Origin of the sequence: Nocardia sp. NPDC056611, from assembly GCF_042792755.1 — a bacterium.
Classification (GTDB): Bacteria; Actinomycetota; Actinomycetes; order Mycobacteriales; family Mycobacteriaceae; genus Nocardia.
In genome coordinates, this window is sequence record NZ_JBHTVV010000001.1 from 1356517 (window position 1) to 1383266 (window position 26750).

24 protein-coding genes are annotated in these 26750 nt (G+C 68.0%); 8 read left to right on the forward strand and 16 right to left on the reverse strand.

Going from position 1 to position 26750, the window contains the following annotated elements:
- Window positions 1-89: 89 nt before the first annotated feature.
- The 4 genes from ACFRAQ_RS06240 to ACFRAQ_RS06255 all read right to left on the reverse strand — a co-directional run bounded on the left by ACFRAQ_RS06240 (window position 90) and on the right by ACFRAQ_RS06255 (window position 4578).
- On the reverse strand, window positions 90-785 hold the full coding sequence (locus ACFRAQ_RS06240; protein ID WP_379094721.1) for a TetR/AcrR family transcriptional regulator: 696 nt from the start codon (window positions 783-785) through the stop codon (window positions 90-92).
- Complete coding sequence (locus tag ACFRAQ_RS06245) at window positions 786-2033, reverse strand: FAD-dependent monooxygenase (protein ID WP_379094723.1); 1248 nt, start codon at window positions 2031-2033, stop codon at window positions 786-788.
- Between the two features lie 98 nt (window positions 2034-2131).
- Window positions 2132-3316 carry a DUF4041 domain-containing protein gene (locus tag ACFRAQ_RS06250; protein ID WP_379094725.1) on the reverse strand — a complete coding sequence of 395 codons (1185 nt, stop codon included), beginning with the start codon at window positions 3314-3316 and terminating at the stop codon, window positions 2132-2134.
- Complete coding sequence (locus ACFRAQ_RS06255) at window positions 3313-4578, reverse strand: hypothetical protein (RefSeq protein WP_379094727.1); 1266 nt, start codon at window positions 4576-4578, stop codon at window positions 3313-3315. Before ACFRAQ_RS06255 ends, ACFRAQ_RS06250 begins: the two co-directional genes overlap by 4 nt.
- A gap of 406 nt (window positions 4579-4984) precedes the next feature.
- On the opposite strand from ACFRAQ_RS06255, the gene ACFRAQ_RS06260 reads away from it, so the two are divergent.
- Window positions 4985-5608 (forward strand): pyridoxamine 5'-phosphate oxidase family protein, encoded by a 624-nt coding sequence (locus ACFRAQ_RS06260; RefSeq protein WP_379094730.1) that lies wholly within the window; start codon window positions 4985-4987, stop codon window positions 5606-5608.
- 135 nt (window positions 5609-5743) lie between these two features.
- Here ACFRAQ_RS06260 and ACFRAQ_RS06265 read toward each other — a convergent pair whose 3' ends face one another.
- Window positions 5744-6226, reverse strand: a complete 483-nt coding sequence (locus tag ACFRAQ_RS06265; RefSeq protein WP_379094732.1) for a hypothetical protein — start codon at window positions 6224-6226, stop codon at window positions 5744-5746.
- Window positions 6227-6384: 158 nt separating this feature from the next.
- Window positions 6385-7191 (reverse strand): LLM class flavin-dependent oxidoreductase, encoded by an 807-nt coding sequence (locus tag ACFRAQ_RS06270; protein WP_379094735.1) that lies wholly within the window; start codon window positions 7189-7191, stop codon window positions 6385-6387.
- A gap of 275 nt (window positions 7192-7466) precedes the next feature.
- On the opposite strand from ACFRAQ_RS06270, the gene ACFRAQ_RS06275 reads away from it, so the two are divergent.
- Window positions 7467-8276 (forward strand): SAM-dependent methyltransferase, encoded by an 810-nt coding sequence (locus tag ACFRAQ_RS06275; protein WP_379094738.1) that lies wholly within the window; start codon window positions 7467-7469, stop codon window positions 8274-8276.
- An 11-nt stretch (window positions 8277-8287) separates the two neighbouring features.
- On the opposite strand, the gene ACFRAQ_RS06280 is transcribed toward ACFRAQ_RS06275, so the two are convergent.
- Window positions 8288-8776 carry a DUF420 domain-containing protein gene (locus tag ACFRAQ_RS06280; protein ID WP_379094741.1) on the reverse strand — a complete coding sequence of 163 codons (489 nt, stop codon included), beginning with the start codon at window positions 8774-8776 and terminating at the stop codon, window positions 8288-8290.
- A 187-nt stretch (window positions 8777-8963) separates the two neighbouring features.
- Here ACFRAQ_RS06280 and ACFRAQ_RS06285 point away from each other — a divergent pair, with 187 nt between their 5' ends.
- Window positions 8964-10334 (forward strand): flavin-containing monooxygenase, encoded by a 1371-nt coding sequence (locus ACFRAQ_RS06285; RefSeq protein WP_379094744.1) that lies wholly within the window; start codon window positions 8964-8966, stop codon window positions 10332-10334.
- 156 nt (window positions 10335-10490) lie between these two features.
- Here ACFRAQ_RS06285 and ACFRAQ_RS06290 read toward each other — a convergent pair whose 3' ends face one another.
- From ACFRAQ_RS06290 to ACFRAQ_RS06310, 5 genes are all read right to left on the reverse strand, one after another.
- Window positions 10491-11510, reverse strand: a complete 1020-nt coding sequence (locus ACFRAQ_RS06290) for an AraC family transcriptional regulator (protein WP_379094746.1) — start codon at window positions 11508-11510, stop codon at window positions 10491-10493.
- A 113-nt stretch (window positions 11511-11623) separates the two neighbouring features.
- Window positions 11624-13030, reverse strand: coding sequence for a serine hydrolase domain-containing protein (locus tag ACFRAQ_RS06295; RefSeq protein ID WP_379094749.1), 1407 nt, complete (start codon window positions 13028-13030; stop codon window positions 11624-11626).
- A 181-nt stretch (window positions 13031-13211) separates the two neighbouring features.
- Entirely contained in the window at window positions 13212-14054 is an 843-nt protein-coding gene (locus ACFRAQ_RS06300; RefSeq protein WP_379094752.1) for an acyl-CoA thioesterase, read from the reverse strand.
- 55 nt (window positions 14055-14109) lie between these two features.
- A complete protein-coding gene (locus ACFRAQ_RS06305) occupies window positions 14110-15252 on the reverse strand; it encodes a hypothetical protein (protein WP_379094754.1) in 1143 nt (380 codons plus the stop codon).
- Window positions 15252-16187 carry a metal-dependent hydrolase gene (locus ACFRAQ_RS06310; protein WP_379094758.1) on the reverse strand — a complete coding sequence of 312 codons (936 nt, stop codon included), beginning with the start codon at window positions 16185-16187 and terminating at the stop codon, window positions 15252-15254. Before ACFRAQ_RS06310 ends, ACFRAQ_RS06305 begins: the two co-directional genes overlap by 1 nt.
- A 173-nt stretch (window positions 16188-16360) precedes the next feature.
- Between ACFRAQ_RS06310 and ACFRAQ_RS06315 the strand changes: the two genes are divergently transcribed.
- The 5 genes from ACFRAQ_RS06315 to ACFRAQ_RS06335 all read left to right on the forward strand — a co-directional run bounded on the left by ACFRAQ_RS06315 (window position 16361) and on the right by ACFRAQ_RS06335 (window position 19820).
- Window positions 16361-16975, forward strand: coding sequence for a TetR/AcrR family transcriptional regulator (locus ACFRAQ_RS06315; RefSeq protein ID WP_379094761.1), 615 nt, complete (start codon window positions 16361-16363; stop codon window positions 16973-16975).
- 70 nt (window positions 16976-17045) lie between these two features.
- Window positions 17046-17393 (forward strand): hypothetical protein, encoded by a 348-nt coding sequence (locus ACFRAQ_RS06320; RefSeq protein WP_379094764.1) that lies wholly within the window; start codon window positions 17046-17048, stop codon window positions 17391-17393.
- 9 nt (window positions 17394-17402) lie between these two features.
- On the forward strand, window positions 17403-17714 hold the full coding sequence (locus tag ACFRAQ_RS06325) for a hypothetical protein (protein ID WP_379094767.1): 312 nt from the start codon (window positions 17403-17405) through the stop codon (window positions 17712-17714).
- 74 nt (window positions 17715-17788) lie between these two features.
- Complete coding sequence (locus tag ACFRAQ_RS06330) at window positions 17789-18571, forward strand: MBL fold metallo-hydrolase (RefSeq protein ID WP_379094770.1); 783 nt, start codon at window positions 17789-17791, stop codon at window positions 18569-18571.
- Between the two features lie 124 nt (window positions 18572-18695).
- Complete coding sequence (locus tag ACFRAQ_RS06335) at window positions 18696-19820, forward strand: alpha/beta hydrolase (RefSeq protein ID WP_379094773.1); 1125 nt, start codon at window positions 18696-18698, stop codon at window positions 19818-19820.
- A 69-nt stretch (window positions 19821-19889) separates the two neighbouring features.
- Here ACFRAQ_RS06335 and ACFRAQ_RS06340 read toward each other — a convergent pair whose 3' ends face one another.
- The 4 genes from ACFRAQ_RS06340 to ACFRAQ_RS06355 form a co-directional block, all read right to left on the reverse strand.
- On the reverse strand, window positions 19890-21005 hold the full coding sequence (locus tag ACFRAQ_RS06340) for an esterase-like activity of phytase family protein (protein WP_379094776.1): 1116 nt from the start codon (window positions 21003-21005) through the stop codon (window positions 19890-19892).
- Window positions 21006-21119: 114 nt separating this feature from the next.
- On the reverse strand, window positions 21120-21977 hold the full coding sequence (locus tag ACFRAQ_RS06345; RefSeq protein WP_379094779.1) for an aldo/keto reductase: 858 nt from the start codon (window positions 21975-21977) through the stop codon (window positions 21120-21122).
- A 33-nt stretch (window positions 21978-22010) separates the two neighbouring features.
- On the reverse strand, window positions 22011-25577 hold the full coding sequence (locus ACFRAQ_RS06350; RefSeq protein ID WP_379094782.1) for an arabinosyltransferase domain-containing protein: 3567 nt from the start codon (window positions 25575-25577) through the stop codon (window positions 22011-22013).
- Window positions 25578-25637: 60 nt separating this feature from the next.
- Window positions 25638-26738, reverse strand: coding sequence for an alpha/beta hydrolase (locus ACFRAQ_RS06355; protein ID WP_379094785.1), 1101 nt, complete (start codon window positions 26736-26738; stop codon window positions 25638-25640).
- Between the last annotated feature and the right edge of the window lie 12 nt (window positions 26739-26750).

A 26750-nucleotide genomic window follows, 5' to 3' on the forward strand; every position in this document is an offset into this window, starting at 1 on the left:
AAGGCATATGACTTAACTTGGGTGGTCGTCAGCGGCGGAACTGCTGTACGGGCCACGGTCTTGACAGCCCGGTCGAGCAGGGGATGCGGTCACTCTCCGCTGGCGGCGCCGATCAGGAAGGGCCACGGCCAATCGGGCTCGGGTGTCGTGCCGGGCAGCTCGGCGAGGAGGGCGTCGGCGGCCTCCGAAACCGGCGCGGTGAGCATGCCGATGGTGGCGTCGATGATGTTGACGGTGAACAGTGCGCTGCGGGTGCCGTCCGCCGGTCCGGCGTGCTCGAACCCGGCAAGGGCTCGGACCGCGAGCATCATGCTCAGCGACAGGCGGGTACGCAGGATCGGCAGGGGAAGGTGTGCGAGGCGATCCGCCAACGCCGCCAGCACGGCCCGCACACTGCTGGTGACAGCGGGATCGGCACTGGTAAGGGTGTGGATCCACGGCGGGGTCGACACCTGGGCCAGGAAACGAAGGTAGTAGCCCTCGGGTTGAGCAGCCTTCTCGGCGAGGGGCCGGATCAGGGCGTCGGTGAGTTCGCGGGTCTCGGCCCCCTCACCGAGAGCGCCGAGCAGCTCCCAGCGCCGCTGATTCACCTGGCCGGTGTGCTGCTCGAACAGCTCGCGAACCAGCTGTTCCCTACTGCCGAAATGGTATTGCGCGGCAGTCTTGTTGCGCTGGCCCGCGGCGGCGGTCAGCTCCCGCAGGGAGACCGCGTCGATGCCGCGCTCGGCGAACATCCGCAATGCCGTGTCGGCCAGAAGCTGCCGGGTGGAAGGGCCTTGGGGCATTCAGCCATCGTAGTGATCACCGGAGCGGGCCGGCCGCCCTGACGGGATCGATGGACCGTAGTCGTCGATGGTCATGGAGTTGTAGAGGCGGCCGGTCTGGCCGGCGAGCCGTAGGAGGGCTCGGCGGGGGCGGGTGGGCAGGGCCGCGATCAGGCGGGCGCCTTGGGTCAGTCCGGTGATGCCGAGGCGGGATGCGGGGATGAGGGTTTTCGCGGCGCTGAGCGCGGCTGCTCGGCTGCCCTGGATGTGGGGTGTCATCACGCGTTCGTAAGCGGCGAAAGCGCGTTCGTGGTCGCCGCGCGCTCGAGCCAGTTCGCTCGCGAGAACGTAGGCGCCGACAACTGCCAGGGTGGTGCTGCCGCCCACCGCCGGGCCGGGGCAGTAGCCCGCGTCGCCGACCAGCGTCACCCTTCCGCGCGACCAGGTGTCCAGGTGGAGTTGGGTGATCGAGTCGAAGTAGAAGGCCGGTGTGGTGTCGAGTTCGGTCAGCCAGTGGTCCACCTCCGGATGCATGTCCTGGAAGGCGTTGCGCAGCAGTTCCTTCTGCCGTGGCATATCACGGTAGTGGTAGTCGAGTTCCCGCTCACTGTGGAACAGAAACAATGCCCGTGCCTCGCCGCAATGTCGGGTGCCGTACATCCCCGCGGTCCGGCCGACGCCGACATGAATGAGCAGCTCACGATCCAGCGCGGCGGCATCGCGCAAGGTCAGAACGCCGAGGTAGGCCCCGATGAAGGTGCTGGAACCGGGTCGGTCGCCGAAAACGAGCCGCCGGACCGTGGAGTGCAGTCCGTCCGCGCCGATGACGAGGTCGAACCGGCGCGGAGCCGCATGCTCGAACCGAGCCCCGCCGTCCGGCGAGAGCCCGGTGATCGAGTCCCCGAACAGGTACTCCACATCGTCACGCGTTGCGTCGTAATAGATCTCGCTCAGGTCATCCCGCATGATCTCGACATGCCGGTCGGAGGCGGCGCTGAAGATCTTGCCGAGGTCCACCTGAACCGCCCGCGACGACCTTTCCGGCCGCAAGGTCAACCGCGCAGTCCCGGTAGCGCACTCCTCGATCCGTTCCAGCACCCCCATCCTCTCCGAGATCTCCATCGCAGGCCGGAACAGATCCACCGCATGCCCCCCGGCCTTGCGCGACGTCACCGCCCGCTCCACCACGGTGACCGAAAACCCATGCCTGTTCAGCCAATACGCCAACACCGGCCCCGCGATGCCGGCCCCTGAAACGAGAATCCGCACGAAGCCCTCCTTGTGAACGAGTTCCACTATCCGCCGCCCACCACTCCGGATATAGGACAAATGTTCCCGAGCCAGTCGGATGCCCGGTCCGGGCAGGTTCACCGTGACGCCGGCCAGTAGCCCTTCGACTGGAAGTACTGTGTGGCCTCGGGGGAATCGTTGTAGTCGAGGAGATTTCCGACCTTCTTCGCGAGTACTTGCCGTACTTCCTCAGGGGTGGCGAAGAAGAACTCTCGGCGAGGGTTGGCGTGGTTGAGCCGTTGCTGGCCGAACTCCCTGTGGAGTTCGTTTTCGAGGGTGACCGCGTCGTCCGAGAAGTAGACCGCGTGGACGTCGAATGGGAACGGCACGGAGGCACCGCCGAGTTCGCGTACTCGGTCGAGTGGTTCGAGTCGGCGTGTCAAACCAATCTTGACCACGCCCGGGCCGAAGGCGCCGATGTTGGAGATGACGTAGACATAGCCTGCGCGGATATTCGCTGCGCGAAAGTCGTTCTGTGCGATGGCGTCGGCGATGCGTTCCAGCTGCTCTTCGATTTCGCTGGTGTCCTGTCCGGTGTCGCTGAGTCGCTGCAGCACGGCACGGTAGTGAGCTTGTTCCTTGTCGAGTCGCTCGCGTTCGGCGGCGAGCTCTTGTTCGACCTTGCGTTCCTCGCGCAGTCGCTCGCGTTCCTCACGAGCGATCTCGCGTTCCTCCTGTACCTTCATCATGTAGTCGGCGGTGAGCTCGAGTTCCTTGGTGCGCATCGTGTGATAGCTGGATGACACTCGCATCTGCATTGCCGCACCGAGTTTTTCGATGTCCTTGGCGGCCTTGTCGAGCCGTCGCTTGGCGGTGTCCAGGTTGCCGGCGCGCATGGTGCGGACGCAGTTCTCTGCCTCAGCGTTGTAGGCGCGCAACATGAGCTTGGCCAGGTCCGAGGTCAACCGGCGGCCTTCCACCAGGGAATTGTTGAAGCTGAACTTCTTGGCCACGACGATGGCCTCACTGCTTTTCACGGCCTCACGTACATCGGCGCGGAGCTGGGCGAGGGCCTGCTTGTAGTTCTCGGCGTTCTCCAAAGGGTGGTGATACTCGTAGATCCCCACCTCCTGAAGCACCAGGGCGTCGTCGACTGTGATGAGTCGGGGATCAGCCGGTGCCGGAGGCTCGAGAGCGGCAATCGCGCGGGACTGGAGTTGCGCGGTGAGCTGCTGGATCCGGTCTTGCAGGTCGGCGGATTCACGTTCCTTGACGACCAACATCTTTCGCAATCCCACGATCACTTCTTGCTGGTCGCTCATCCCCGTACTCCATGGTTTGCCAAGGGAACCAGTCCGTAAGGGTTCTTCGACACCGCGGCCGCCAGGTAATCCAGCGTGGCGCTGGGCTCCACCCTGGAGAGTTCCAGTGGAAGGAAATCCGCGCGATCAGTCGCCAACCGAACGAGGTCGATGCGGACGTCGTGGCCCGTCGCGCTGTCGACGGTATTGACTGCGACAGTGAGCGCGATGCTGTCGATGACCTTCTCCCGGTCGGCTTCGAACACTTCATGCGCCGTTCGCAACGCGGTCTGTGCGATCGCTGACGCGTAACGCCGTTTCGTTTCGGTCACCGGCACCGAGGTGGAGGTGATCTCGTCGCTGGTCTTGTTGTAGCGAAACGCCTTAATCGTCGGGAAGGTGTCGGGGTGCGGCGCCAACACGCTGATGTTCAGTTCGTGGTCGCCCGCGTCGAAGGAGTGCTCGTACGACACCTCGAACGCTTCTGGATAGATCGAGTTCGCCATGACGATCGACACGTATTCATCCATCGCATCGGGTCGGCGCTCCCGCAACCCGATGATCAGACTGTCCAAACGAGCATTCGACTCCTCAGTCTGGCGTCGACGTTCCGCATTCGCTTCGTCCAGTTCATGTTTCGCGTCGGCCAGCGCTGCCTTCCTCGCTGACTCCTGCTGCCGCCATCGATCGCGCAGCTCTGCGTTCATCGCGCAGGTATGAGACAGCGCCAGCTGCCAATGCTGAACGCGATTCAGGTACTCCTGTTGCGCTGACTCCATCTGGGCGGCATGTCTGCGATTGCCGCCGAGTGTGCCGCTGAGGCCCGACGGTGGCGGGGGCGGCACGAAGACCGGGCGATCAGGGGGCACTTGGTAGGCGGGAGGCCGAGTCGGCGTAAGTAGCTCAGGCCGATTGAGCGGGAGTTCCGCGGAGTGTTCGCGGAGCAATTCCAGATCGACCCAGTCATCAACCTCGAGAGTGGCGTTGAGGAGATTGTTGATCTCGTCGTAGGAGACGGCGAGCTGTGCATTCCTCTCCTCGACCTCCGCCTCTCGCGCCGCGATGTGGGCCAGTTTGGCCGCGCGCTCCGCGGATGCGCGTTCAGCGGCCGAAGCGCGCATGGCAGCTGCAGCTGCACGCTCTTGTTCGCGCGCGAAGCGCTGCGCCTCCCGGACGGCCTCGTTGTGCGCACGTGTCGCAGCCCGCTGCATCTGCGCTTGCCGCTGTTGCGCAAGCCGCTGCTGATGCTGCAATTCAGCGAAGAACCCCCGACGCCGCGTCACCCAGCTCCACCCCATTTCCGGCCATATTCACAGATCCGGCCGCAGAACCACGGCCTGCACTCCCTGTCGCGACTGGGTCGGCTCCGTTACAGACACCCGGCCCGGACACGCCGGATCTCGGGTCCATGGGCCGTCGACACTGGTCGGGGGCGTTCGTCACGCTGAATTCCTTGCCGGCGTGCTGATCTGATCGGCAGGGGGCGCGATCCCATCGCGGTACGCCTGCCCGATCGCTCGTTTCCGCGCGCAGGCTGGTTGATTCGTCGCTGGGTAGCTGGGTGATCGGCCGCTGAGTTCGTATTTGGTCAGGGCGTAGGGAATCAATCCGAGCTTATAACTGTTCAATTCAGTGTTAACGGTTAGAAGGCCGCATCTCGCGTGGGCCGATCGAGAGGGAGGTTGGGGGATGACCGGGCATTATGCGCAGGTTGCGTTCACCGATGCGGTTCGGGCTCATCAGGCGGCGCAAGGGAGTCTGCGGGGGTATGAGCGGATGGCGGCGGTGCCGGAGGTGGCGGATCGGCTGGGGGAGAACGAGGCGTGGTTCATCGGGGAGCGGGACAGTTTCTATCTGTCGACGGTGAGTGAGACGGGGTGGCCGTACATTCAGCATCGGGGTGGGGCTCGGGGGTTCTTGAAGGTGGTCGATTCGCGGACGTTGGGGTTCGCGGACTTTCGGGGGAACAAGCAGTACATCAGCCGGGGGAATCTCGACCATGACGGTCGGGTGGCGTTGTTCCTGATGGACTACGCGGCCCGGACCCGGCTGAAGATCTTCGGGCGGGCGCGGGTGGTGGAGGCTGCGGAGCAGCCGGAACTTGTTGCCTCGCTGACGGTTCCGGGGTACAAGGCGCAGGTCGAGCGGGCGGTGCTGATCGAGGTCGAGGCGTTCGACTGGAACTGCAGTCAGCACATTCCGGAGCTGTATCCGCGGGAGGAGGTGCTGGAGGCGGTGGCCGATCTGCGGGAGCGGATCGCCGATCTGGAGCGGGAGAACGCGGCCCTGCGGGCGGCGGGGACGACGAGCTGAGGCGGCTATCGACTGGCGGCAGCCGCCGGTGTGGGCTTCGCGGGACTCCATGCATGCCCAAACCGGCGGCTACCGTGGCTATTTCGCGCTCAGCCGGTGTTCAGTATCGCCTGCGTGGCGCTCCCGAGTCCGAGATCAAGGTGCCATGAAGGTGCCGAGCCCCGAGGACACGTTCGCCGCAATGCCGTCGGCGGTCGCCAGGGCGACGATCCGGCCGGCTCCGGTGCGCACCGGTACCGACGCCGGGGCGCAGGTGCAGGGCTGCGCCGCGGTTTCCCGGACCGGCATGTCGATCATGCCGGTGGCGCCGGTGGACAGGTTCACCCATCGGATTCGGACGGCCGAGTCGAGAACGTGGTCACCGTCGTACGCCGGCGGGTTGGCGACACCGAAGCTGGTGACTCCCGGCTCGTCGCCGACGGTGGCCGTCATGAAGATCGTGAAATATGCCGGGACGCCCCATGATTGGGAAACCTCCATCAAGGGGAGCTGAAACGTGGTCGTCTCCGCGGCGTGCGCGACGGCCTGCTGCTCCAGCAGCAGCGCACCTGCCATCACACCCGCGAAACCCAGCCTGCCGACGACACCGGCAGCCCGGCGAGTCACGTCATTCGTCACTGAACCTCCTCATGGTTGATTCGTGCGTGCATCGAGTGATTTCTGCGTGCATAGACATCGGCCGCGTGACCGCATGATCAGGGGATCGGCGCAGCCGACAGCCGCGAGCGCAGCGGCATCTGTGTATTCGACGCGGCGAGCTGCTCGGGCACCCCCGGCTACTGGGCGGCGCGTACGCCGGCGGCGAAGGCGTAGTCGCTTCGCCAATCCGGGCCGGTCGGAGCCAGCACGACCCGCTCGACACCGGCGGCCTCGTAGGCGACCAACTCGTCCGCGGCCGCACGAGGCTCCGCGGAGAGCGCCGGGGCGACGACGGTCACCGCGGGGGTCTGCCGCCCATACTGCTCAGCGAGCTGCTTCAGGTCGGTCAGCAAGCCGGGCAGATCGTCGAGCCCCGGGTTGATCGGCATCCAGGAATCCCCGTGCGCGGCGGCCCGGCGCCGGGCCCGAGCGCTATTGCCCGCGACCAGGATCGGCGGCACCGGCGCACCCGGCGACAGCGCGACATCGAGCCCGTCGTCCAGCGTCGTCCGCTCGCCGGCGATCAGCCGCGGTAGCACCGCCAGCGCCCGATCGGTGCGAACCCCCCGTTCCGCGAACCGCACTCCCGCCGCCCGCCACCCGATATCTCCGTGCGCCGGGTTGCCGGTCCCGACTCCCACCAGCAGCCGACCCTCCGACACCTGCTGCAAGGTGGCGATCTCCTTGGCCGCCCACGCAACCGGCCGCATCGCCAACAACATCGCGCCGAAACCGACCCGGATCCGATCGGTCACCGCCGCCGCCGTGCTGAGCGCGACGGTACTGTCGAGCATCGGCTGACTGGCGACGAGGTGATCTGTGGCCCACAGGGATTCGAGCCCCGCTGCCTCCGCCACCCGCGCACTCTCCCGGACCTCGCGTGGCCCCGACCCCGTGCTGTGCGGTCCCGACGTGGGCAGGAATACGCCGATCTGAATAGCCACCGGAGGGCCTCCACTTTCCTGTGCGGTTGGTACGTGGCTCAACGGTATGGCCTTGCCGCGAGCGTTCCAATGCGTGATTCGCTCAGATCTATATCCGAAGCGCGCAACTCCCGGCGCGCGGTGGTGAATGCCGGGAAAGCGGGATGCCCTTGCGGGCGGGGCGTTTCGGGTGGGTTGTGCGGTTCGAGCTCTTGCCCGATCCGGGGGTGCGACTCATGGCGCTGCGGTATACAGGCGGGGGACGGGTTTTCGGATACGGGTCGTAGGGGGCCGTTGTGGCGAGTTCGCGTGAGCTACGTACTGATGTGCCGCATTCGGCTCGGATGTATGACTACTTCCTCGGGGGGAAGGACAATTACGAGGCCGATCGGGAGGCGGGGGACAAGGCGCTGGCGGAGTTTCCGGCTGTCCGGGTGACCGCGCAGACCAATCGCGAGTTCATGCGGACCGCTACCCGGTATCTGGCGGGGGAGGGGGTTCGGCAGTTCCTGGATATCGGGACGGGGATACCCACCGAGCCGAATTTGCATCAGGTGGCGCAGGGGTTGGCGCCCGAGTCGAGGGTGGTTTACGTCGATAATGACCCGTTGGTGTTCTCGCACGCGCGGGCATTGCTGGTGAGTGCGGAGGAAGGGCGGACGGCGTTCGTCCTGGCCGACGCGGGCAAGCCGGAGGAGATTCTCCACGCTCCGGAACTGATGGAGACGCTGGACCTTTCGCAGCCTGTCGCGGTGTCGCTGATGGCGGTGCTGCATTTCGTGCCGGGGGACGTGCTCGAGATCGTGCGGACCCTGATGGAGCCGCTGGCGAAGGGGTCGTATCTGGCGATCTCGCATGTCACGACCGATTTCGACGCCGGGCCCGACGATCCCGAGGGGATGGCCCGGCTATTGCAGGTCTACATCGATCGCGGGATACCGGTGCAGCCGCGCACCCGGGGCGCGGTCGAGCAGCTGTTCGACGGGTTGGAACTGGTGGAGCCGGGGGTGGAGATCATCCACCGGTGGCGCAACCCCGGCGAGGAATTCCCGCCCGGCCACGACAAGAACGTGTCGCTGTACGGGGCTGTCGGCAAGAAGGTCTGAGCCGCACCGGGTTACGCGACGAAGGCCAGGCCGTAGAAGATCCAGCTGGTCACGGCGGTCAGCGTCATGCCGATGGCGGCGATCGGCGCCCAGCGGCGATGCCAGGCGCTGTGCGCGCCGGGGCGCGGGGGCGCGTCGAAGTTGCGGGCCGCGCGGATGATCACCACGGGCCACAGGACGACCGAGAAGACCGCGCAGGCCAGGTGGACGGCCAGGGCGGTCCACACCACGGTGGAGGCCGTGCCGCCGACGACGCCCGCGGCCCGCTCCTGCCAGCCGTTGAAGCGGACATCCATCTCGAAGAGCACCACGGCGGCGAGCAGACCGACCGCCAGCAGGATCTGAACTCCCTTGTGCAGGCCGAATTTCCGATTGACCCGGGCCTGGTAGACGCTCCACGCCAGCACTGCGACCACGGCCGCCATGACCAGCACCATGGTGTCCATCGCCCACGACGCTCTCGTGCCGAGGAAACCGTCGACTCCGGGGAAGTTGTTCATCGTCGGTGCCTTCACCTCTCTGCGGAGACAATCTTACCGACGGTGCGTCGGGAAGATCCGCGGACCGCGAGCGTAGCAGCGCGTGCGGCGTGTCCGGTTATCCCCCCTTTCCAGCCGCATCACCCCTCGTCAGCAGGGGTCCGGCGGCTGTTTGATGCCGTTATCGTCACCATCGAACGGAGGGTTCATGTCCGGAACGCAAGCGGCCGAGGGGCCGGGTCGGGTTTGTATCGTCGGCGCCGGGCCGGCGGGATTGTCCGCGGCTCGGGCGTTGAAACGCCTCGGGATCCCGTACGACCAGTTCGAGCGGCATTCCGATGTCGGCGGCATCTGGGACCTCGACAACCCGGGCACCCCGATGTACGAGTCCGCGCATTTCATCTCGTCGCGAAAGACGTCGGGATTCTTCGATTTTCCGATGCCCGAGCACTACCCGGACTATCCGGGTAACCGGCAGATCCTGGAGTACACGCGCTCCTTCGCCGCGGCTTACGGCCTGCGCGAGGCGATCCGATTCGATTGCGCCGTCGTCGATGTGCTCGAGGACGGCCTCGGCTGGCTGGTCACGCTGGACGACGGCACCGAGCGCCGGTACGCCGCGGTCATCTGCGCGACCGGCGTGACCTGGCAGCCGCGCTCGCCCGAACACCGGGGCTCGTTCGACGGCGAGATCCGGCACTCCTCGACCTACCGCAGTCCCCTCGAATTCCGCGGGCGGCGGGTCCTGATCGTCGGCCTGGGCAACTCCGGCGCCGATATCGCCTGCGACGCCGCCGCGAACGCCGAGGCCGCCTTCGTCAGCATCCGGCGCGGTTATCACGTCATCCCGAAACACATCTTCGGTATCCCCAGCGACGAAATCGCCAATAGCGGACCGCAATTGCCGCTGTGGCTGGAACGCCCGTTCTTCCAGGCGCTGCTGCGGCTGCTCCAAGGAAACCTGACGAAATACGGTCTGCCGAAACCGGATCACAAACTGTTCGAGTCGCATCCGCTGCTCAACAGTCAGCTCGTTCATTACCTGCAGCACGGTGACGTCGCCATCCGCCCCGATGTCGCGGCGCTGGAAGGCTCCCGAGTCCGGTTCACCGACGGCAGCAGCGAGGAAATCGACCTGATCCTCCACGCGACCGGCTACGACTGGTCGATCCCGTACGCGGAGAAGTACTTCGACTGGACCGAGGGCCGGCCCGACCTGTACCTGTCGGTGTTCAATCGCGAGCACCGCAACCTGTTCGGCCTCGGCTATCTCGAGATCAATTCCAGCGCGTACACGCTGTTCGACCACATCAGCAATGTCGTCGCCCAGTACCTGCACGACCAGCAGCACAATCCGGCCCGGGCGGCCGCGTTCGAGGGACTCATCGCCGGCGATCGGCCGAAACTCAACGGCGGCATCAAGTTCCTGGCCTCGGCCCGGCATCGCGCCTATGTCGACGCCCACGCCTATCACGGCTATCTCGCGGTGCTGCGCAAGCGATTCGGTTGGAGCAACCTCACCGCGGGCCTGTTCGAACCGATCCGGGCTGAGCGTTCGGCGTCGGAGGGTCGGTCATGAGGTGCCTGGTCACCCGCGCCCGCGCCACCGCCGAACTCGGCTACCACCCGGGCGATATCGGCGGCGCGATCCTCGACGCTGCCCGCTGGCACGAGCAACACCTGCCGCTGTGGCCGCCCGGCCGGTCCGGATCCCCTTGTCCGGGAAAAGGACCGGCTAGGCGAGGGTGCGGCGCGCCACGCTGGGCGCGGATCCGGTCCAGCGGATGTAGGCGCGGCGGAACTCGCGGATATCGCTGTATCCGATCTGGTGCGCGATCGCCGAGATCGGCAGCGCCGAATCCTGCAGCAGATAGGTGGCGCGCCGTTCCCGCACCCGATCCCGGACCGAGCTGAAACTCTCACCGGCGGTGGCGAGTTGGCGGCGCAGCGTGCGTTCGGTGACGTGCAGTCGCGCGGCGACCTCGGACATCGTCAGGGGATGCCGCAGATTCTGCTCGAGCAGGGTTTCGACGATCAGTACCACGTCGGGTTCCCGCCGCCCGATATCGAGCAGGCGGCGGCACGCGTCGACCGCGATCACGCGGGTCGGCTCACTGTGCGTGGCGAAAGGCAGGGCCAGGTCCGCGGCGGGGAAGACCGCCCGGTTGGCCTCGGCCGAGAACTCGACCGGGCAGCGGAAGAACCGCTCGTAGTGACCGGCGTACGGCGGCGGGGCATAACTCAGCTCCACCCGGGTGGGCGACCAGTCCGACCCGACCACGGACCGCACGAAAATCATGGTGCTGCACAGTATTTCCTCACACAGGAAGCTGAGCAGCTGCGGTTCGGGCCAGCGTTCGTGCAGGCGCAGCGCCGCGTGGTGCTGGTCGCGCTCCAGTTCGATGTCCATCAGGCTGCCCGATGCCTGGTGCAGTTCCAGCCCGATCGACATGGCCTCGCCCACGGTGGCGGCCGAGCGCATGGCCACCCCGAGCATGCCCATCGACAGCAGGATGTCGCGCCCGCCCACCTGCATACCGAGCGGCCGCCCGGGCATGTCCGCGATGGCGCGCCGCAGGACGGTGACGGCCTGCCGGAAGGACACCTTGATCGAGTCCGCGGTCAGCACATCCGGCGCGGTCAGACCGGTCCCCGTGAACCACTGCCCGACGTCGCGCGCCTCCCGCGCACCGATCTCGACCAGCCCGCTCAGGACCGATGGGGGGATCGTGGGCAGATCCAGCCTCGTGCTCACTCCGTCCGGACCTCGCACCGACGGACGCCAAACTTGGTCACACGTCCAATCTAAGTTCGCGAGATCGTTTACACCAGCGGACACCGGTCGTCACCCCTTGAACGCGGCGGGGCTCAACAGCCGCCGAGCCGGGCCAGCACCGCCCGGTACAGCGCGTGCCATTCGTCATTGCCCTGGCCCGCGAACTCCCCGTCCGTACTCAGCTGGAGAGTGTGCGCCAGCCGGACGCCGGTCACGCAGTCCGACGGGGCGACCGTGATGTACTGGCCCTGGAAGCCGTTGGCCTGGAAGCCATCCGGCGTCGCGCCGCTCCACCACTGGAAGCCGTAGCCTCCGACGGTGGCGTCCCCGGCATCGCTGGCCGGTTTCATGCCGGTGGTGGCGGCGGTGACCCACTGTGGGGACACCACTTGCCGGCCCTCGGGCGTGCGGCCGCCGGTACGCAGGAGCTCACCGAGCCGCACGAAGTCGCGAGGCCGGGCGAACAGGGCTTCGGAGGCGATGGCCGCGCCGGTCCGGTCGGTCATGATGTCGGCCGGCGCTTCCATTCCCGCGGGCTGCCACAACTGTTCGGAGAGAACCTGGTTGAACGGCTGGTGGTAGACGCTCTCCAGCATCCAGGCCAGCACCTGGGTGTCGGCGCTGCTGTAGTTGAAGGCGACGCCGGGCGCCCGATCCGCCGGAAGCGACTTCAGGAACTCGTCCCGGGTCTTCCCCGACCCGCCCTCGGTGTAGTAGTCCAGGGACATCTCGATCCACTGCGTCACCTGGGTGTTCTGCGACAGCTCCTCGGTGTGCTCGTCCCACCGGATGCCCGACCGCATCTCCAGTAGATTCCGGACGGTCGCGCCCTGCCAGGCGGTGCCGGTCAGCTCGGGGATGTAGCGCTCGATCGGATCGTCCAGCGAGGCGATCAGGTGCTGGTCGACGGCGATGCCGACCAGGGTCGAGACGAAGGACTTGGTGGTCGACCACGCCTGATGGGCGGTGTCATTGGACCAGCCATTGGCGAAGTACTGCGCGACCAGGGACCCCCGGTGCGCGAATTCGATGACGTCGGTGCCGGAGTCATTGAGAAAATCGGCGACCGTCTTGGTGCCGCCCGCCCACTCGTAGGTCACGTCGAGCAGATCGACGGGCGCGTGCGGCAGCGCGGCGGCGGCTCCGGCCGCGATCGGCGCGTGCGGCAGGGCCACATCGGGTTTGACCACATCGATCGGGAGCGGCAGCAGCACCTTGTTGTGGACGAGGATCTCGCGCACGTAGTTCGACCAGAATTCGGGCGACGACAGGCTCGCGGCGCTGCCCGCGATCACATCCCGCAAGAGCGGCACCCCGAGCAACCGGCCACCCTGGATCGCCGCCAGCAGATCGGTCGCGTCGGTGATCGGCTGCGGCGCGGGATCGGCCGTCGCGGCCGGGAACCGACCGCCCAGGGCGAGCACGGTAGTCGTGGCCGTGATCGCGCCGAACCGAATCAAACGACCGCGATTGCCTTGGCTGCGAACTGATCTGCGCATGCGGCTGGGGAACTCCTCTGAGTCCCGCCGTCCCCCTGGGGAACACTGAACGGCGGGTGTCCGGCTGGTTTCGCAAGAACATACCCAGAGGTAGAGGCGGTGGACTCGGGACTCACCGCCTTGACCGACCGGACACCCGTGAGTGACCGGTTTGCCCCCCCATCGGCCGGAATGGCCGCTCTCAGCCGGCGCTGCGCATCAGGCCCTGGGTGTCCACCGAGGCCACCAGATCGCCTGCCCGCGTGAAGATCTGGATCCGGCCGTGCATCCGGCCACTGCCCGCGAAGTTGCTCTCGCACCGCATGAGCAGCCAGTCGTGCAGGCTGAACGGGCGGTGGAAGGTGACCGTCTGGGCGAGCATCGCGGCGGCCCCGCGACCACCGAGACGCGCGATCTCGGACTGTGGATAGGGCCGCATGGCGACCGGGCCCAGGAAGCCCTCGCTGCCGTGGGCCAGCAGGGCGCGGGCCAGACCGGGCTCGTCCGGAGCCTTGTCGCAGCGCATCCACACGTCCAGGGTCGGTGACCCGGCCAGCTCGAGAGCGAGCGCATCGGCCCCGCCGAGCGTGCGAACCTCCCAGGGCAGCAGCGCGCAGGGCAGTTCGTCGCACTCGTCGGGACCGGGCACGTCCTCGGGCAGATTGGCACTGTGGGCGAGGAAGTCGGGCTCCTCGACGCTCAGCATGGCCAGCACACGCGCGTGTTCGCGCCCTTCCTGCCGGAACGACACCTGGACGGTCGCCAGCGCCCGGCCGGACTGAACGGTCTCGACCTCCACGTCGACATCGCGATCCGCGTACCCGCCGCGCGGAAACACCCCGTGCAGCGACTGGACGGCCATGTGCGGCACCGTGCGCTCGGCCGCGATGACGGCCTGGGCGAGCGTCTGACTGCCCAGGGTCGTCGGCAGCGTCGAGGTGATGTTGCGGGCCCGGAACCTCCCGGGCCCGGCCTCGGTCAGATCGAGAACATCGAGCAGGTCCGTCAGGTCGACGACCGGCCACATGTGGGTACCACCAGCCATGGCCGAATGTTTGCACACCCGGCCGTGGAAATCCGCACGGGTCCCGCTCGCCGGATCAGCTCCGCTCGGCGATCAGCGCGGGAGTCTCGTCCCCGGATCGCGCCGCGCCGCGGAAGGAAACCGCCGCGACGGACAGGATCCCGACGGCGAAGCAGGCGAGGGTGTACCAGAGGTTGCCGATGGGGTCGCCGTTCTCGGTGACGCCGTTCTTCGCGTCGAAGAAGTCCGGGAGGGCCGTCGCCCACAGGACCGCGAAGACGACGAGGTAGAGCGTGGCGTAGACGCGGACGAAGGCATTGTCGTAGCGCGGTTCGGTGTTGCCCGGCTGCCGCAGGCGCGACCACTGGCGATACATCAGCCAGACCGCCACCACCGAGAGCGCGATCAGTTCGAGCGCGTAGATGACGCCGCGCACGGTGGTGCTGCCGGCGCCGAGGACCGTGGCCGGAAGCGGGAGGATGAAGGTGCCCGCGGACGCCGCGAGACCGATCACCACTGTGCGCCAGGTCAATTGGAGACCGGTGAAATGCTCACCGGCATCCACGCGGCGACCCACGAACCGGTACACGCAGAACGCCAGCGACATCGGCCACAGGGCGGCGAAGACCACCACGCTCGGCAGCGGCACCGAATCGAACATGGGCTGGTTGAGCGGGTTGTCGGTGGTCCACTCCCACCAGCGCAGCTGCGGGCCGATCTGATCGAAGATCTCGTAGAACGCATGGTGCACGAAGCCGACGCAGGTCGCGCCCGCGAGCGCGCCGTAGCGGAAAACGCCCAGCATGCGCACGATCTCGTAGGCGATCGTGGCCATGAACGGGTAGATCGCCACGATGTAGAGCGGCAGGCGGCCCCACAGGAAGTCCACCGTGAACACGTTGTGCGCGAACATCGTGTCCACGTGTCCCGAAATGCCGAACGCGGCAGGGAAATACAACGGCGGCTCGATGACGAACAGGTACGCGGTCGCGCCGAACCACAGCACCAGATTGGTCGGGTCGCCGTGGCGGCGCAGCCGGATGACGGCCCACACCAGCGCGAGGATCGAGCCCAGGATGATCGTCGTCTCCAGGACCGGCAGGGTCCAGTTCTCCAGTGCCAGCGGGCTTCTCAGCTCGAACAGCCCGCCCGCCTCCTCACAGGAGAAGCCGAGCGACTTCGCCAGCCCGGCGAAGGTGGGTGCGCAATGCTCGGCCATCAGTTCGCTCCCGCCCCGGACGTCTCGGCGGTATACCAGCGGGTCACGTCGTAACCCTCCTGGTAGCGCTTGAACCACACGTCGGCCAGAGCGGGCGTCGTCTCGTGCGCCGGATTGTGTTTGGGCAGCTGGCTGCGGATGACGCCGCGCAGCGCGACGAGCTGCTCACCCAGCGGCAGATCGTCGAAGGCGCGCGGGCCCGGACCCGCGTAGGGCAGCGCGAGGCTGGGCACCACCTTGCCCAGCAGCTGCTGATAGCGGTAGGTCGCGAACATCGACATGGCGTCGATCTTCCGCTCCTCCAGCGGCACATGCTTGTTGAATCCGGCGCACGCGATCCGCACCATGCGCAGCACGTGCCGGAAGATCGACGGCGCCACCCGCATCCGGTAGAGGTCGCTGCCCACCAGCGAATCGAAGATGATCAGCGCGGAACTGCGGTGCTCGACCTCCTCGACGAAATGCCAGATGAACAGCGACGCGACGCGGTCGTCGCCGGGCCGGAAGAGCGAGGCCTCGTTGTCGAGCATCAGCTTGAACACCGAGGTGAAGGTGGCCTCCAGGTCGGCGGTGTAGGCCAGGCGATACTTCAGCGGCTTCTCGGCGGTGAGCTTGTCGAATTCGCCGACCACCTCGTCGAGGGTCTCCTGCAGGCCCGGGTAGGCGCGGATCAGGCCGCGCACATGCTGGCGGTGCGCGGTCGAATGCTGGCCCTCCTGCCGCATGAAGGCGTCGGCTTCCTCGGCCACCTCGGGGTCGGTGAACTGCGACTTCGCCTGGGTGATCATCTGCACGATCATCTTCTCGAAACCGATGGCCAGGAACGACACCGCGTTGGCCATGCTGGAGAAGGCCGGGTTCTCCGGATTCCAGAGGAACGGCACATCGTGTTGTTCAAACGCGAAAGTCAGCTTCCGCACAATCAGGTCAGTCATATCGGGCGATTCCTCGTCTTCCGGAAGGGCTGGGGTCCGGTGGCCCGGTCGCGCGCTCCGATGCCGCTGTGAACATACAAACATACACAGCCACGTACAAGTGTATGATTTGAAATCCCTGCTCAGCGGGATCGCGCGCCGAATGCGACCCTTCCGGGTGTTACGGTCTGGCCATGGCACGCAGGCGCGGGTGGGGCGGGAGTCCGCCGGAGAACGACGAGGAGGCGGCGGCTCGAATCGTCGCCGCCGCAGTCGAATTGATCGCGCGCACGGGCTCGGAGATCAGCATCGCCGACGTCGCGGAATCCCTCGGCGTGATCCGGCAGACCGTGTACCGCTACTTCCCCAGCGCCGACGCCCTCATGCGGGCCTCCGCCATCGCCTCGGTCGCCGGCTTCCTGGACCGCCTCGAAGCGCAGGTCAGCGGCATGACCGATCCCGTCGAGGCGATGACCCACGGCATCGCCTACACCCTCACCGAGGTCCGCCGCACCCCGCACCTGGGCCTGCTGCTGGCCGCCACCTCCTCCAACGCCGACCCCGCCGGCATCACCTCCGAGGAGGCGCAGGCCTTCGGCCTCACGATGATCAAGCGATTCGACGTCGACTGGCGGCATTACGGCTACGACGACGAGTCCCTGGCCGAACTCGTCGAATTCCTGCTCCGCACCATGCAGTCCTTCTTCATCTCCCCGGGCAACCCGCCCCGCTCCGACGCCGAACTGCGCCGCTACCTGCGCCGCTGGATGGGGTCGGCGATCATCGCCCAATCCACGGTCATGAACTAGGCGCTCCGCTCACCGGGGATCGTTAGCGCTGCTCTCGAGTGCTACCGTGCCCCCAAAGGAGGGCAGGGCTATGAAAAATGTTGTGGCACAGCTGGCGGGCGGGTTCAACGCGGGCATGGTGGCGCTGACCAAGCTCCCGGTCATCGGGCCGTTCGTGGGGCGCGGGCTGGTGGTCATCACCTACACCGGGCGGCGGTCGGGGAAGACGTTCTCCATTCCGGTCGGGTACATGCGGTCGGGCAAGGACATTGTCATCGGAGTGGCCATGCCGGAGAAGAAGACCTGGTGGCGGAACTTCCTGGGTGAGGGCGGGCCGATCTCGCTGCACCTGAACGGCGTGGATCGCAGCGGGCACGCGGTGACCGAGCGCGACAACGGGCGGGTCAGCGTGCGGGTGACGCTCGACGACACGGTCTAGCCTGGAGGGGTGCCGGTGCTGCGCGTGACCGTGGAATTCGCCGATGGGGCGCATCGGTCACTGCGCGTGTGCTGGTCCTCGGACACGGACTCACCGCGCTTCGAATCCGCGCGGGTGTTCCTGGTCACCGTCGAATCCCCCTCGCCCCGAACCTATCTGAGTCTGGTCGATCGGCTGGATCGCGCTTCGGTCCAGCTGCCCGAGGACCTGCCCGCGGGGACGTATGCGATCGAGATCGACGCCTACGGCAGCGCGAGCTGGGGTGACGGGCGGCTGGACGCGCGCGGGCGCAGTCCGGAATTCACCCTCGAACCGGTCTGATCCTCCGTCGGAGATCAGATTTCGCGAGTGATCTTCCGGTTTCCCTGACAAGAATTTTGGGGCACGATCGGGCGATGAAGGTTCACCACCTGAACTGCGGCACCATGCGGTTGCCGTTCGCGACGTACGTCTGTCACGTGCTGCTGATCGAAACCGCGGCGGCCGGTCTGGTGCTGGTGGATTGCGGCTTCGGCCTGGCGGATATCGCCGATCCCGCGGGGCGGCTGGGACCCAGTCGGTTCATGAACCGTCCCATCCTGGATCCGGCGGAGACCGCGGTGCGTCAGCTCGCGGGCCTGGGCTACGCGCCCGAGGATGTCCGCTACATCGTCGCCACCCACCTCGACGGGGATCACATCGGTGGAATGGCCGACTTCCCGCACGCCACCTTGCATGTCACCGCCGCGGAGGCGCTGGGGGCGATGCACGAGCCGACCTGGCAGGAGCGCAACCGCTTCCGCCCGGGGCTCTGGGCGCACCGGCCGAAGATCGTCGAGTACGCGCCGGAGGGGGAGAGCTGGCGGGGGTTCACCGCGCGGGAGCTGACCGAGATCAGCCCCGGAATCGTGTTGATCCCCATGCCCGGTCACACCCGAGGCCACGCGGCGGTCGCGGTCGACGCCGGTCACCGCTGGGTGCTGCACTGCGGCGACGCCTTCCTGCACCCGGGCCGCCTGGACGGGTCGCCGGTGCCGCGCATGCACGCGCTCGCCGAGAACCTCCTCGCCCACGACCGCGCGGTGATGCACGCCAATCAGGCGCGTCTGGCCGAGCTGTACCGGTCGAGCGGCCCCGATCTGCTGATGGTGTGCGCGCACGACCCCGGCATGCTGGAGGACGCGGTCGCCACCGCCTGAGCCGATCCCGGCTGGGCGGCAACGGTATTCGGGGGGACCCGCCCGGGCGCACCGGATATGCTGCCTGGCGGACCGCCGCGCCGGGAACAGGGCAGCGGGGAGGATCGAGGGGAGACAACAGGATATGCGGGGTGGATGGGCCAAACGGGGCCTGGTGGGAGCCGCGCTGGCGACCGTGGTGCCGTGGGCGGCGGTGGTGACGGCCGGACCGGTTGCGGCGGAGCCGAATCCCAAGGCATTCGACTTCTTCGTCGACTCGGGCATGGGGTCGATCAAGACCCGGATCGTGCGGGCGGCGGACGGCAATACCGATCGGGTGGTGTACCTGCTCGACGGTGAACGCGCCCAGAACGACTACAACGGCTGGGAGCTGCACACCGAAATCCCGGCCGCACTGGCCAAATTCAATATCAATGTGGTGCTGCCGGTCGGCGGCGAGTCCAGCTTCTATCAGGACTGGGACGCCCCGAGCAGCTTCGGCGGCGTGAATCCGGACGCCGGGCTGTTCCCGAGCCGCGACTCCGGGTCGGCCATCGCGGGCTGGGACGAGAGCTCCGGGAAGTCCTACACCTATCAGTGGGAGACCTTCCTCACCCACGATCTGCGGGACGCCCTACGGGATCGGCTGGGGTTCAGCGACTCTCGCAACGGCATCTTCGGACTGTCCAGCGGCGGCAGCGCGGCGCTGCTCATGGCCGCCTACCATCCGGACCAGTTCGTCTACGCCGGTTCGATGTCGGGCTATCTGTCCTTGGCGGCGCCCGGCATGCGGGAGGCGCTGCGCCTGGCGCTGCTCGCCGCGGGCGGCTACAACATCGATTCCATGGCAGCCGCGGGCAGCGCCAAATGGCAGCGCATGGACCCGTACGGCTTCGCGCCCAAGCTGATCGAGAACAACACGCGGCTCTACATCGCCGCGGGCAGCGGGACCCCGGCGCAACAGGACCTGTCCTCGGCGGACGCGATCATCCAGGGCATGCCCCTGGAAGGCATCGCCCTGGCCAACACCAAGGCGTTCCAGTCCCGCCTGCAGGCGCTCGGCTACGACAATGTCAGCTACGACTTCCCGAGCATCGGCGTCCACAACTGGGGCAACTGGGAACAGGTCGCGACGCGCATGCTGCCGGACCTGGCCCAGCACATCGGCAAGCCGCTGCCGCCGGGTGCGCAGCCGGGCCCGCCGCCCGGGGACGGTCCGGGCGGTGCGCAGCCGCCGAACGGTCCCACCGGCCCGCCGCCGCAGAACTAGCGGGTCGTGACACCGAAGATCCGCTGCCGACCGGTTCACCGGCCGGCGGCGGATCTTCTGGTGCGCGGGTCAGCGGGCGTTGTCGACGGCCAGCAGGTGGAAGGCGGTCTTGCCCGCCTGGCCGAAGTTGTTGTCCGAGACCAGGATCAACGAGCGGCCGCCGCCGGGCAGCTCCGGACCCCAGGTCATGCCCTCGGCGCACTGGGGGTCGATGCCGTTGGCGGTGAAATCGAACAGCAGCCGCTTGGACATCGGCTTGGCCGACGCCGGAGCCGAGGCCGCACCGGTCACCGGATCCGCACCGGCGGTGGAGGTTTCATAGATGCGGGCGGTGAAGCCCTGGTTCGGGACGAGACTTCGTTCCAGGGTCAGGTAGCGGTCGCCGTCGATCGAGAGGATCTCGGCGACACCGGTGGCGACCGGCAGCGCGCCGGGGGCGACCTTGTCGACCGGGTAGATGTACTCGCCCAGGTCCGCGCCGGTGGTGTGGTGGATCCGCACCAGGCGGGCGCGGCTCTCCACATCCGGTCCGGCCGCGGGACCGTCCTGGGTCAGGGCGTTCTCGCTGAGCGCGACGATGGACGAACCGGCCGCGTCCATGGCCTCGAACCCGAGGTTGTCACGAATGCCGGACTGCGGGACGCCCTGGGCGTCGAGCACCGGCGTGAAGGCCTCGGGCACCGGAATGTCGCGGACGTAGGAGCCGTCGAGGTTCGCCTCGCGGATGAAGCCCGGTCGGCCGACCTTCGCCTCGCCCTCGCTGGTGTAGTAGAAGCCCTTGTGATTCGGGGTCCAGCGAATGGACTCGGTGTCGGAGGCGCGCGGGGCGTACGGGTTGCCGTCGGCGTCGCGCAGCTGGATGAGGGTGTCGAACGCCGGGTCGCCCAGGCGGCCGTCCGCGCCGATCGGCAGCCGCAGCGTATAGGCCCGCACCGGTCCCTGTTCGCCGCGGTTGTCGCTGATGGCGAGGTAGTTCTTCTTCGCGTTGTCGTAGTCGATGCCCGACAGGCCGCCCACCTTGAAGCCGCCGAACTGGGTGTCGTCCGACAGCGTCACCGAGTTGACGTAGCGAATGCCGATCGCGGTGTCCGCCTGGCCCGCCGGCGTCGAATCCAGTGGTAGCAGCGGTGCGGTGAGGCCCACGGTCACGGCGCAGGCGACGGTGCTCAGGCGTGCGAACTTCATTGGCGTGAAGGCCCTTTCGTTACGGGGAAGCGCTGCTTCCCGGTAAGCGTCCGAACCCTCACGCCGGTCGGCCAGAGATCGTCCCGCTCAGCGGATTCCGGCCGGGAATTTCGTCTAAACGTCCAATCCGTAGGTGAGGACATCCGGGTCGGGGCCGATCCGGGTGCCCTGATCCAGGGCGGTGACGCGGTGCATCTGGTCGGCGGTCAGCTCGAAACCGAAGACGTCGAAGTTCTCCCGGATGCGGGACGGCGTCACCGACTTCGGGATCACCACGGTGCCCAGCTGCAGATGCCAGCGGATGATCACCTGCGCCGGGGTGCGCCCGGTCTCCTCCGCGACCTCCACCACGACCGGATCCTTCAGATCCGCGCCTCGCCCGAGCGGACTCCACGCCTCGGTCGCGATGCCGTTGTCGGCGTGGAAGGCGCGCAGATCCGCCTGCCCCAGATGCGGATGCAGTTCGATCTGGTTCACCGCGGGGATCTCGCCGGTCTCGGCCATCACCCGGGACAGATGGTCGCGGGTGAAGTTCGAGACGCCGATCGAACCGACCCGGCCCTGCGACTTCAGCGTCTGGAAGGCCCGGAAGGTGTCGACGAACCGGTTCGCCTGGGCCACCGGCCAATGGATGAGGTACAGGTCCAGGTAGTCCAGCCCGAGCCGGGCCGTGCTCTCGTCGAAGGCGCGCAGGGCCGAGTCGTAGCCCTGCTCGGAGTTCCACAGCTTCGTGGTCACGTAGACCTCGTCGCGCGGCACGCCGGACTCGCGGATCGCGCGGCCCACTTCGACCTCGTTGCCGTAGATCGCGGCCGTGTCGATGCTGCGGTATCCCGCGCCGAGCGCGGCGGTCACGACGTCGAACGCCTCCGCGTCGGCGACCTGGAACACCCCGAAACCGAGCGTCGGAATCACATGTCCGTCGTTCAGGACGACCGACGGCACCGTGCTGCTCTCGCTGCGAAAGGTCATATCGATCGACTATAGGCTTCCCGCGCCGCCCGGCTACCGCGTCCGGGCCGGGTCGGCGCGGATGGGGTCGTCCCCGGCCCAGCCCCAGCGGCTCTCCACCCGTACGGTGACCGGGGCGGCGGGGGCGTCGACGTACGGGGTGAGGCGCTGCAGTTCGCCCCAGTCACGGGTCCAGTCGTGGTCCAGGTAGGCGGGGATGGTCTCGGAACGCGCCAGCAGATCCGACCAGCCGAGCGGGCCGCCGCCCGAATCGCCCTGCCAGGTGGTGGCGACCTGGGCATTGAGCTTGTCGGGCAGGATGCGCCAGGCCGGGAGCTGGGCGACGCCGTCGCGGTGGTCGAACGGGCGCTGGCACGGGAAGGCCAGGCCGACATGGAAATCCGTCAGCACCGGGGCGTCGTGGCCGACCACCGCGTCCAGGGTGGCCAGGCGCGGCAGGCGTGGCGGTGTGAGGGCCAGCCACTGCTGACCGGTGGGGTCGTCCGCGGTGGCGATCAGGCGAATGGCATTGGCGCCGACGGGGACTCGGTCCAGGGGGATGGGCAGGTTGCGCCATCCGGGTGCGCCGCCGACCGTGGGCGGGGTCAGATCGCCGCGGGGCTGGAGGGTGCCGTCGTCGGCGCGATGCGCGAACTCCACGCGGAGGGCGGCTCCGTCGACTCGGTGGCCCTGCTGCTCGCCCGCGATATGACCGGCGACGGTCAGGATCAGCGCCTTGAATGCCGAGTCCGGTTGCGCCGCATCCTCATCCAGGCGATACCACCGGGTCGTCAGGTGGCTGGGCCGAGGGTGATCGGTGGTGTAGTTGCCCAGCACCGGTGTGCGTGTGGGATCCAGGCCGTAGGGCAGGGCGACGGTGCTGCCATTGATGCCGGGATCGGACTTGGGTTTGTCGGCCGGGCCGCCGCCGGGCGGGGGAGTGGACGGCTTGCCGCCGTTCCCGGCGCCGCCGCCCGGGCTGCCTTCGGGGGCGAGGTCGCCGACGCCGTTGGCGGTGAATCCGCTGTTGTCGGCGGCGAGTCCATCCGCCGGTGCGCCCGTGTAAGGCTGGAGGACCGAGTCCGCCGTCGCGGTCTCCACCAGGACGTCGTCGGCCATCGCGCACGGTTTGCCCTCCAGTGCGCGGATATTCGACAGCGCGACGGAGTACGCCGGGTATTGCGACCAGGCGGCCGAAGCCATGGTCGCCACTTCGAAGGCCACGAGCGCGGCGGCGGTGATGGTCAGCGGCCGAATGGCGATCCTGGCGAAAGGTGAGGCAGCCCGGCTGTTTCCGGCCGATCGATAGGGTTCGCGCCAGTACTGCCAGGCGGCCACAGCCAGGCACAGCGCACCCAGCCCGAAGATCAGCGACGCGAGGCCGACGCCACCCGCCAGCGGTGCGCGATCGGGCCAGCGCACACCGTAGCCGGAGACGTACCACCAGCCGTTGGAGCCGGTGAAGCTGAACGCCACCAGGAACAGGACCGCCGCCGCGAACGCGGTGCGCAAGTACGGTAGTCGAATACCGTTGCCGCCCACCGCGACCGCCGTCACCGCGGCCAGCGCTCCCGCCAGACCGGCGTAGACGCCGAAGTGGTGGGTCCATTTGGTCGGAGTGAAGGCCATGAGCAGCGGCGACATCACGGCGATGCCGAGCACCCGGGCCACCGGGCCGCGCGCGGTGTCCGGAATCCGTCCGCCCTTGCGCAGCGCCACCGCCAGGCAGACGGCCAGGCACAGCAGCATGGCGAGCACGCCGAAGCGGCGGGCCAGGGAACCGTCCGGGGTCAGCGAGAGCAGTGAGATCCAGCGGGTCGGCTCATCCGGCCAGGAGAAGTCGGGGCCCACGAGTTTCCGCACCCGGGTGGCCTCGGCGACCGACGCCAGCGTCTGGTCGGCGAAGACGACCGTCAGCACCAGGGTGCCCGCCGTGAGCACCGGGGCGATGCGCGCGAGATGGCTGAGCACCCCGCCGGAGGCAGCCCGGACCTGGGCGACCAGCACGAACAGCACCCGCCGCGAACCGGCGAACAGCGCTGCCAGGCAGATCAATCCGGACGGACCGGCCGCCAGGGAGAACGCCGCGATCAGGACCGCCACCGCGGCGGGCAGCAGGCGCCGCGTCGCGATGGCGCGCTCGATGGAACACCAGGTCAGGAGCGCGCCCAGGGCGATGAACGGTTCGGGACGCAGGCCGTTGTCATACGGCAACCACAGGGCGAGGAACACCAGTGCCGCCGTCCATCGCGGTCCCGCCGACCGCACCCGGGAACCCAAGCGCGGCAGCACTTCCCGGCTGATCACCCACCAGCACAGCACCCCGGCCAGCAGCGCGGGCAATCGCAGCCAGACGCTCGCGTCACTGATCCGGGTCATCTGGGCCAGCAATTCGTACGGCCACCCGAACGGCGCCTCGGCCACCCCGTACCAGCGGTAGTAGTTCGCGGTGTAGCCCGCGTGCTTCGACACCCGGGCCATGGTGAGGATGTAGCCGTCATCGGAGGTATTGGCCCCGATCACGTGCCAGACGCCCAGGGTCGCGAGCACCACCGCGTCGGTGCCGGTGAACCGCCACCAGCGCGCGGGCAGGAACCGCCGTCGGTGCCGCCCGTCGGCGGCATCGAGGAAGTACAGGCAGACCAACGCCACCAGCGTGCACAGTCCCGCGCCCGCCATGGCCGCCAGCTTCCACAGGCTCGGCCGTGACGAGAACCGCGCGTCCACCTCGGCGTGCAGCGTGGCATCGCCCAGCCGAGCCTGATCCAGATCGGTGTACACGCCCACGATCTGCGGCCGCACATCCTCGGCCACCGTGGACCGGAACGGCTTACCCTCCGGGGTCGCGAGTCCGGTCAGCTCGGCGGTCGTCCCGCTCGCGGTCGAGTGCACGACAAGAGCGTCGCAACCGTTGTGCGGCACGATATTCGGAGTCGAACCGGCGCCGGTGCCGGGTCCGGGCGCGGTGCCGCTCCCGGAACCGGCGGGCGGCAGCGGTGCGTCGGCGGCCGGTGTGGATCCGGCAGGGGGAGTGGCGCCCGCGGGCGGCGTCGGGCCGTCGGACGGAGCGGGGCCGGTGGGCGTCGTCCCGCCCTGGGGCAGCTTGGCGCCGGCGGGCGGAGTGCCTGTCGTGGATGGCGGGACCGCTGCCGGGGTCGAACCCGGTGCGGGCGGCACGGCTTGCGGCGTGACGCCCGAGGGCGTGGTGATCGCGGTCTCGGAAGCTGTTCCTACGCCCGTCATCTGGAATACCGACGCCGTGATCAGCGGCTTGTTGCGCAGTGTCACCGACAGGGTGCGCCCGCTGCCCGGCAGTTCCTCGATCCGCGCGATCAACCCCGTGGCGGAGCCGCCCGGGGCCTGGGCCGGCACCGTCGACAGCACGGTGCCGCTGGGCAGCTCCCGCAGCGCCGCGCACGGCACCCGGAGATCGAGCGTGAGCGGCACATAGTCCACCAGTGGCGCGGTCAGCTGAATCGCCTGCGCCGGTTGCCAATCGATACTCGCCCGATCCTGCCGGACCGGCAGCAGCGGCACCAGCACCGCCAGCAGAACACCGAGCACCCCCGCCACGAGGGCGATCAGTCGAATGTGAAAACTTCCCCCGGAAACTGAACGCACGAACGCCGATGCTAGCCATCGCCTCCGCGAATCTCATCGCGGATTTCCGCGGCGCCCGTTTCAGTGGCCGGCGATCGACCGCATCCAGTCCAGGACCACGGCGTGGTAGCCGCCGGTATTCGGGGCCAGATTGACGGCGTGGCCGCTGTCGGGCACCACGTGGGTGCGCAGTCGTGCGGCGGGCGAGAAGTACTGCTGTTCAGCCGCGTACAGGGTCGCGGTGTCGGTACAGGTGCCGAAGCCGGGGCCGCACACCATGCGGTCGCGGCTGCCGTCCACGATGAGCACGGGCGCGGAGATGAAGCTGGACATACCCGGCAGGGTGGAGAGCAGGCCGTCCGGGTATTCGGTGAGCGAGAAGGTCTCCTTGGTGGCCTCGTCGAGGGCGACCACCCGCGGATCCGGGTCCAGGCCGTAGAAGTCGGCGGCGCGGGTGCCGGGCCGGGTCACCAGGTAGCCGGGATCGTAACCGCGCCCGGCGAATCCGGGATCGTCGACGGCCTGCTGATAGGTGCTGATGACGCCGAGGACGTCCGGCACGCTGAGCGTGTGGGAGTAGCCGGTGAGCAGGACGCCGTCGACATCGTGGTAGCCGGTGGCCTCCATGACCGAGGTGCCCGAACTCAGCGAATGCCCGGCGGTGACCACCGTGGTGAAGGGCGCGTTGCCCGCCAGTCCGGCCCGCAGCGCGGTGACCATGCCGTGCAGGGCTTCCGCGGTGGCGGTGGCGGTCAGGCTGACGCTGAGCGGGCGGGTGCTCGCGCCGTTGCCGAGCCGGTCGGCCACCAGTGTCGCGTATCCGGCCTGGTTCATGGCCTGGCGGAAGTTGTAGGTCTCCGGCTGGTACGGGAAGTCCCAGTAGACGTGGTTGTAGTTGGAGCCCGACATCAGGACCATGACGGTGTCGGTCGGCCCGTCGGGCAGGCAGAGCGTGGCCGCCACCGTCCCCTGCGGCACCGGGAAGGTCAGGTCCTGGCAACGGTCCGATGCGGGTTCGCTCGCGTGGGCCGGACCGGTGACGAGAGCGAGCAGAGTCGCGGCCGCGCACACGGCCGACGTCCGTAATGAGGTGCGCACGTGCGGAAATCCCCTGAGCGGTTCGATTCCGGCCATCTTCTGGCGAATGACGATACTCCACACCGAGATCCGCGACCTACCCATCGAGAAACGTGA